1 pseudogene is annotated in these 292 nt (G+C 49.0%); it reads left to right on the top strand.

Features of this window, described 5'->3' with window-relative positions:
* Positions 1 to 292: pseudogene (locus CWC17_RS19020) on the top strand (excinuclease ABC subunit UvrA); the annotation flags it as partial.

Raw genomic sequence — 292 nt, 5'->3', positions numbered from 1 at the left:
TCTCTGGTGGTGAAGCTCAGCGTGTAAAACTGGCTCGTGAGCTATCTAACCGCGATACAGGTAAAACTCTTTACATACTTGATGAGCCACCAACCGGCCTTCACTTTGCCGATATTGAACAACTACTTGTGGTATTACATCGTCTGCGTGTTCACGGTATTTCCATAGTAGTGAGTGAGCATAAATTAGATGTGGTTATACGCGCAGTCTGGGGGGTGGCTTTATGCCCTTATGGCGGGGCTGGCGGCGGTGAAAAACTCATTGCAGGCCCACCTGAAGAGGTCGCTAAATG

The organism is Pseudoalteromonas sp. S3785 (genome assembly GCF_005887365.1).
GTDB lineage: Bacteria > Pseudomonadota > Gammaproteobacteria > Enterobacterales > Alteromonadaceae > Pseudoalteromonas.
Note: the sequence above shows the minus strand (reverse complement) of the source record. Positions and strands in the feature narration are given on the sequence as shown.